6 protein-coding genes are annotated in these 5,698 nt (G+C 69.3%); 3 read left to right on the top strand and 3 right to left on the bottom strand.

The window, feature by feature from the left end; genetic code table 11:
* Positions 1–1,896 (bottom strand): UvrD-helicase domain-containing protein (locus FFS27_RS27460; RefSeq protein WP_256659661.1); only part of this gene is annotated, 1,896 nt, incomplete at its 3' end.
* A 170-nt stretch (positions 1,897–2,066) separates the two neighbouring features.
* Here FFS27_RS27460 and FFS27_RS27455 point away from each other — a divergent pair.
* On the top strand, positions 2,067–2,294 hold the full coding sequence (locus FFS27_RS27455) for a hypothetical protein (protein ID WP_003082927.1): 228 nt from the start codon (positions 2,067–2,069) through the stop codon (positions 2,292–2,294).
* 131 nt (positions 2,295–2,425) lie between these two features.
* On the opposite strand, the gene FFS27_RS27450 is transcribed toward FFS27_RS27455, so the two are convergent.
* A complete protein-coding gene (locus FFS27_RS27450) occupies positions 2,426–3,058 on the bottom strand; it encodes a TetR family transcriptional regulator (RefSeq protein WP_003086991.1) in 633 nt (210 codons plus the stop codon).
* A gap of 92 nt (positions 3,059–3,150) precedes the next feature.
* On the opposite strand from FFS27_RS27450, the gene FFS27_RS27445 reads away from it, so the two are divergent.
* Entirely contained in the window at positions 3,151–3,822 is a 672-nt protein-coding gene (locus FFS27_RS27445; RefSeq protein ID WP_003086990.1) for an O-methyltransferase, read from the top strand.
* Between the two features lie 77 nt (positions 3,823–3,899).
* Positions 3,900–4,304 (top strand): ester cyclase, encoded by a 405-nt coding sequence (locus FFS27_RS27440; protein WP_003086989.1) that lies wholly within the window; start codon positions 3,900–3,902, stop codon positions 4,302–4,304.
* 27 nt (positions 4,305–4,331) lie between these two features.
* Here FFS27_RS27440 and FFS27_RS27435 read toward each other — a convergent pair.
* Positions 4,332–5,698, bottom strand: a 1,367-nt coding sequence (locus FFS27_RS27435; protein WP_272483177.1) for an acyl-CoA carboxylase subunit beta, incomplete at its 5' end; no start/stop codon positions are given.

Below are 5,698 nucleotides of genomic sequence, written 5' to 3'. Positions count from 1 at the left end.
GTACCAGAGCACCCGGCTGACGCCACGGGTGATCGCCACGTAGGCCAGGCGCAGGCTTTCGTCCTCCATGGCCTGGTCGTAGCTGTTGCGGAAGAAGCCCGATGCCGCGTACAGCGCGTTGCGCAACGGATGCTTCTCGCCCGGCAGGCAGTCGTCGACGACGATCGCCACTTCGGCCTGGAGGCCCTTGGCGCGATGGATGGTCATGCCCTTCACCGGCAGCGCGCGATCCAACTCCGCCTGGATCGCCTGCAACGGCTCGTTGCGCCGGCTCAGCAACAGCACCGCGGTGCGCTCGCTGCTTTCGCGAGCGGCGGCGTGCTCGCACTGGGCGCGGATTTCCGCCAGCAGCTTCGGCAGTTGCGCACGCAGGTCGAAACGCTGCACCAGCTTCACGCCATGGTCGCCCGGCTGGATCGGGCGGAACGCGCGGCAGGTCTTGTCCTGCTTGAAACGCACCCCGGCCAGCACCTTCTCGCCGTCGCGAATGATCGGTTCGACGGAGCGGTAGTTGGTTTCCAGCACCAGCAGCGCGCTCTTGCGTCCCCGCCCACGCGAGGGGAAGTGCCGGTCGAAGTCGATGAACAGCTCCGGCGAACTGCCGCGCCAGCCGTAGATCGACTGCCAGTCGTCGCCGATGGCCATCAGGCTCGGCGCGGTGCCCTGGGTTGCCAGGCGACGGTGCAACGCCTGTAGCCAGAGGACGATCTGCGGCGAGACATCCTGGAACTCGTCGATCAGCAGATGGGTGAACGGCGCCAATGCCGTTTCCGCCAGAGCCCCGCCGGCCATCCGCTCGCCGAGCTGCTGGAACGCGGCGTCGAAGGTCATCAGGCCCTCCTCGCGCAACAGTGCCTGGAACCTCGCCCAGAACAGTGCCATGGCTTCGACGAAGATCTTCTCGCGCAACCCGCATTCCAGCTTGCCGCTGTCCAGGCGTTCGACGCGCAGGCCCAGGCTCTCGGCGAACCCGGCCTGGGCATGGAAGGCTTCGTACAGCGGCAGCGCCTGGAACTCGCCGGCCAGCTTGAACGGCTCCAGCGGCGCCTTCGGCTGCCGCCGCGCGCCCTCTTCCGGCTCCGCCGGCGGCGGCAGTTCCAGCAGTTTGTGGGTCTTGGCGCGGAACGCCGGGCTTGCCGCGTAGCACTGCTGGTAGGCCTGCTTCAGCAGGCGCTGCTGGGCCGGACGCAGGCGTCCGGCGGCAAGGGGGTTGTCCGGCTCGGCGGCGGGGTCGCGGTCGTCCAGTTGTTCGAACCAGCGCGGATTGCCGAGCACCTCGCGGGCCAGGCCGCCGAGCGCCGAATGGAAAGTGCGCACGCACTGCCGCGCCTGGGCCGCGTCGAACGGGTACTGCCAATGGGCGAGCACGCGCAGCAATTGTTCGCGCAACTGCGCGCAGGAGGCGTTGGTGAAGGAAATCACCGTCAGCCGCTGCGGCTCGACCCCCAGGTGGCAGAGCATGAACACCACCCGCAGGACCAGGGTGGTCGACTTGCCCGAGCCGGCACCGGCAAAGATCCGCGCCAGCGGCTGGCGGCAGAGGATCATCGCCCACTGTTCCTCGGACGGCGGGCTGACCACGCCGAGCGTCGCGGCCTGCGCCACCTGCTCGCGCATGGCGCGCTCCTGGGATTCGTCGACCTTCAGTGCGGCAGCCGGATAGATTCCCTGCGGCGCGCGCCGCGAGGCGGCAGCGGGCTTGCCGGCGCCCTTCGCAGGCTTGCCGGTGGCCTTGGCCGGAGCCTTCGCGGCGTTCTTCCGGGAGCGGGCCTTGGCCGGCTGCAACAAGGCTTCGCGGGCCTCGCGCTCGGCCTGCAGGTAGGCGGTGGTACGCGGGAAACAACGCGCCAGGGCGCTGGAAAGCATCGACTTGTAGCGCCGTACGGCAGACAGCATCGGGGACCGGTCCAGACAAAGCATGTGGCTGAATCATAAGTGTTTTCCGCCCTCGGCCGACAGTCGGACGGGGACCGCCCATCGCGCCAGGGCAACCCTTGCGCGACCGCGCCGGTCTACCCTTCGGGCCCTGCCGGCCTGCCAACTCAGCGAAAACAAGGAGCCTACCCATGAGCGATTGGGCAATCACCTACAGCAAGGACGAAGCCACCGAGCGCCAAGTCCTGCCGTTCCCCCACAAGCCGAGCCCCGAAGAGGTCGCCGAGCACCTGCTGGAATGGGCCGAGGCCAACCTCAAGCCGGGCCACTACAGCACCGGCAAGCTGGAAAGCGACGAGCCGGCGGAACTGCTGCTGCGCCGCTTCGGCATCGTCGTCACCGGCATCGCCGAAGCCTGATCCCTCCCGCGACCGGCAGGCGCCGGTCGCTTCCGCCGATACACGCCTGCTCCGCCAAGCCTACGAACGCGCCAGCCGCGTACCTGGGGCCGCTGGGCCAAGCGACGGTTTTGCTCCGGCCACACGGCACCTCAGCGCTCGCCAAGGGCGGCGAGATAGGCGCAGAGCATATCGGCCAGGGCCTCGGCGTAACGCTCGATCTCCGCCTCGCTGCGCGGCTGTTCGGAGAACTGCTTGCCGACCGCGCCGAGGGTGGTGGTGAGCAAGTCGCCGGCCAGGCTGCGCTCGGCCTCGGCGACCTCCGGCAAGGCCTCCCGGAGAAACGCCTGGAACACCCGCGCGCCCTCCGCCTTCACCTCCCGCGCCTCGTCGGCGTCGCGATACAGCGGCGCCGCGTCGCTCAGCGCCACGCGTATCGCCGCCTCTTCGCACTCCGAGCGCACGAATGCCAGCACCAGCCGGCGCAAGCGCTCCAGCGGCGGCCGGGCGGTGTCCTCGAGGATCTCGCCGAGCAGACGCGTGGTGCGCCGCCACTCGTCGCTTTGCAGGCGGAAGAGGATCGCCGCCTTGTTCGGGAAATACTGGTACAGCGAACCGATGCTCACCCCGGCGCGCTCCGCCACCCGCGCGGTGGTGAAACGTTGCGCGCCTTCGCTGGCCAGAACCTGAACAGCCGCCTCCAGGATGCTCGCCACCAACTCGCTGGAACGGGCCTGCTGCGGCTGCTTGCGCGAGGAAATACGCGGGTTTCGCTTGTCGCTCATGGAAGGCTCCGGAATGCGAATGGCGGAATGCGATGAATCCGTCGCATTCTAGGTCCACGCACTTACGCGCTCAAACATTCCCGGAGCCATCCATGAATACCCTCACCAACGCCCCGCTCGCCGATCTCCTGCAACGCCTGTTCGCCGAAGCCGAAGCCGAAGCCAGCGCACCGGGCAATAGTCCCGCCCTCGCCGACCTCTCGGAGGCCGAGCTGAAGCGCCTCATGGGCAGCAAGACCGAATACCGCGAGTTCTACGGCCGCCTGAAGGATCTGGCGCTGCCCGTCTCCCGCGAAACCGGCAGCCTGCTCTACATGCTGGCGCGCAGCAGCTCGGCGCGCAGCATCGTCGAGTTCGGCACGTCCTTCGGTCTGTCCACCCTGCACCTCGCCGCGGCGCTGCGGGACAACGGCGGTGGCCGCCTGATCGGCAGCGAGTTCGAACCCTCCAAGGCCGAGCGGGCACGGCGCAACCTGGCCGCCGGGGGGCTGCTCGACCTGGTGGAACTGCGCGAGGGCGACGCCCTGCAAACCCTCGCCAAGGACCTGCCGGACAGCATCGACCTGGTCCTGCTGGACGGCGCCAAGGCGCTCTACCCGGAGGTCCTCGCCCTGCTGGAAAGCCGCCTGCGCCCCGGCGCGCTGGTGATCGCCGACAACGCCGAGCATAGTCCCGAGTACCTGGCCCATGTCCGCTCGCCGGCCAACGGCTACCTGTCGACGCCCTTCGCCGAGGATGTCGAGCTGTCCATGCGCCTGGGCTGAAGCCTAGCGACTGACGGCGTCTCGCGGGTTTGCTAGGGTCTGGCTCATGCCGCCCGGACAGCTCGAAGGAGACCCGCATGACCCGTGACCGACTCGCCGAGCGCTATCGCGCCTACATCGACTGCCTGAACCGCCAGGACTGGGCGCGCCTGGGCGACTTCGTCCATGACCGGGTGCGCTACAACGACGTGCAGATCGGACTCGACGGCTACCTGCGGATGCTCGAAGGCGACTTCCTGGCAATCCCCGACCTGCGCTTCGAGATCGAACGCCTGCTCGTCGATCCGCCGGGCGTCGCCTGCCGTCTGCACTTCGACTGCACACCCAGCGGCCGGCTGTTCGGCATCCCGGTCAACGGCCAGCGGGTACGCTTCGCCGAGAACGTCTTCTACGAATTCGAAGACGAGCGCATCGCCGGCGTCTGGTCGGTGATCGACAAGGCGGCGGTCGCCGCGCAGGTTCAGGCGACGCCGTCGTCCTGAGGCGCCAGGGCACTGCGGGCCGACCATCTACCAGGTATCCACGAACGGCCGCTTGCGCCCCGCCCTCGGCGCCGGTTCTCCGGCGACGGCCAGGCCGCGCAGGAGCCAGGCGCGGGTCTCCGCCGGGTCGATCACCGCGTCGATCTCCAGGTAGCTGGCCATGTTCAGCGCCTTGCCGTTGCGGTAGGCCTTGTCGACCATGCCGCGGAACAGCGCCTCGCGCCGCTGGGGGTCTTCCTCGGCCGCCAGCTCCTTGGCGAAGCCCAGCCGCACCGCGCCTTCCAGGCCCATGGCGCCGAACTCGCCGCTGGGCCAGGCGACGGTGAACAGCGGCGAATGGAAGCTGCCCGCCGCCATGGCCTGGGCACCCAGTCCGTAGCCCTTGCGCAGGACCACGGTGAAGAACGGCACCGTCAGGCTGGCGGCGCTGACGAACATCCGCGAGACGTGGCGCACCGTGGCCTGTTTTTCCGCCTCCGGGCCAACCATGAAGCCAGGGGTGTCGCAGAGCGAGACGATCGGGATGTCGAAGGCGTCGCACAACTGCATGAAGCGCGCGGCCTTGTCGCCGGCCGCGGCATCGATGGCGCCGCCGAGATGGCCAGGGTTGTTGGCGATCAGGCCGAACGCGCGGCCCTCGATGCGCAGCAGCGCGGTGACCAGGCCGGGAGCGAACTGGCGCCGCAGTTCCAGCACGCTGCCCCGGTCGGCCAGGACCTCGATCGCCTGGCGGATGTCGTAGGCACGCAGGCGGTTCTCCGGCACCAGGTGGCGCAACTCGCGCTGGTCGGCGCAACTCCAGTCGGCCAGCGGGCCCTGGAAATAGCCGAGGTAGCGCCTGGCCACCGCAACTGCTTCGGCCTCGTTCGCCACCAGTACGTCGATCACTCCGTTAGGCCCCTGCACGCCCGTCGGACCGACCTCCTCGGCGGCGAAACGGCCCAGGCCGCCGCCCTCGATCATCGCCGGGCCGGCCATGCCGATGGTGGCGTCGCGGGTGGCGATGATCACATCGCAGCAGCCCAGCAACGCGGCATTGCCGGCGAAGCAGCGACCGGAGACCACTCCCACCAGCGGCACCAGCCCGGAGAGCCGGGCCATGCCGACGAAGGTATGGCAATCGAGGCCGGCGACGCCGACGAAATCGGTATCGCCCGGGCGCCCGCCGCCGCCCTCGGCGAACAGCACCAGCGGCAAGCGCCACTGTTCGGCCAGGCCGAGCAGGCGGTCGGTCTTCTTGTGGTTCATCACCCCCTGGGTGCCGGCGAACACCGTGTAGTCGTAGGCCAGTACCAGGCAACGCGCGGCCTGCACGCCGAAGCTGGCGGCCCCCACCGTACCGGTGCCGGCGACCAGGCCATCGGCGGGGCTCAGCTCCAGCAACTCCTCGGCGG

This window comes from Pseudomonas sp. 2VD (assembly GCF_005503585.1).
GTDB classification, from domain to species: Bacteria; Pseudomonadota; Gammaproteobacteria; order Pseudomonadales; family Pseudomonadaceae; genus Pseudomonas; species Pseudomonas aeruginosa.
The sequence above is the reverse complement of the archived record's forward strand: the minus strand, read 5'-3'. Positions and strand labels throughout refer to the sequence as shown.

Bases quoted from the DNA above. Each gene is read 5' to 3' on its own strand.
- FFS27_RS27455 (WP_003082927.1), top strand. From the start codon at position 2,067: ATGAGCGATTGGGCAATCACCTACAGCAAGGACGAAGCCACCGAGCGC.
- FFS27_RS27450 (WP_003086991.1), bottom strand. From the start codon at position 3,058: ATGAGCGACAAGCGAAACCCGCGTATTTCCTCGCGCAAGCAGCCGCAG.
- FFS27_RS27445 (WP_003086990.1), top strand. From the start codon at position 3,151: ATGAATACCCTCACCAACGCCCCGCTCGCCGATCTCCTGCAACGCCTG.
- FFS27_RS27440 (WP_003086989.1), top strand. From the start codon at position 3,900: ATGACCCGTGACCGACTCGCCGAGCGCTATCGCGCCTACATCGACTGC.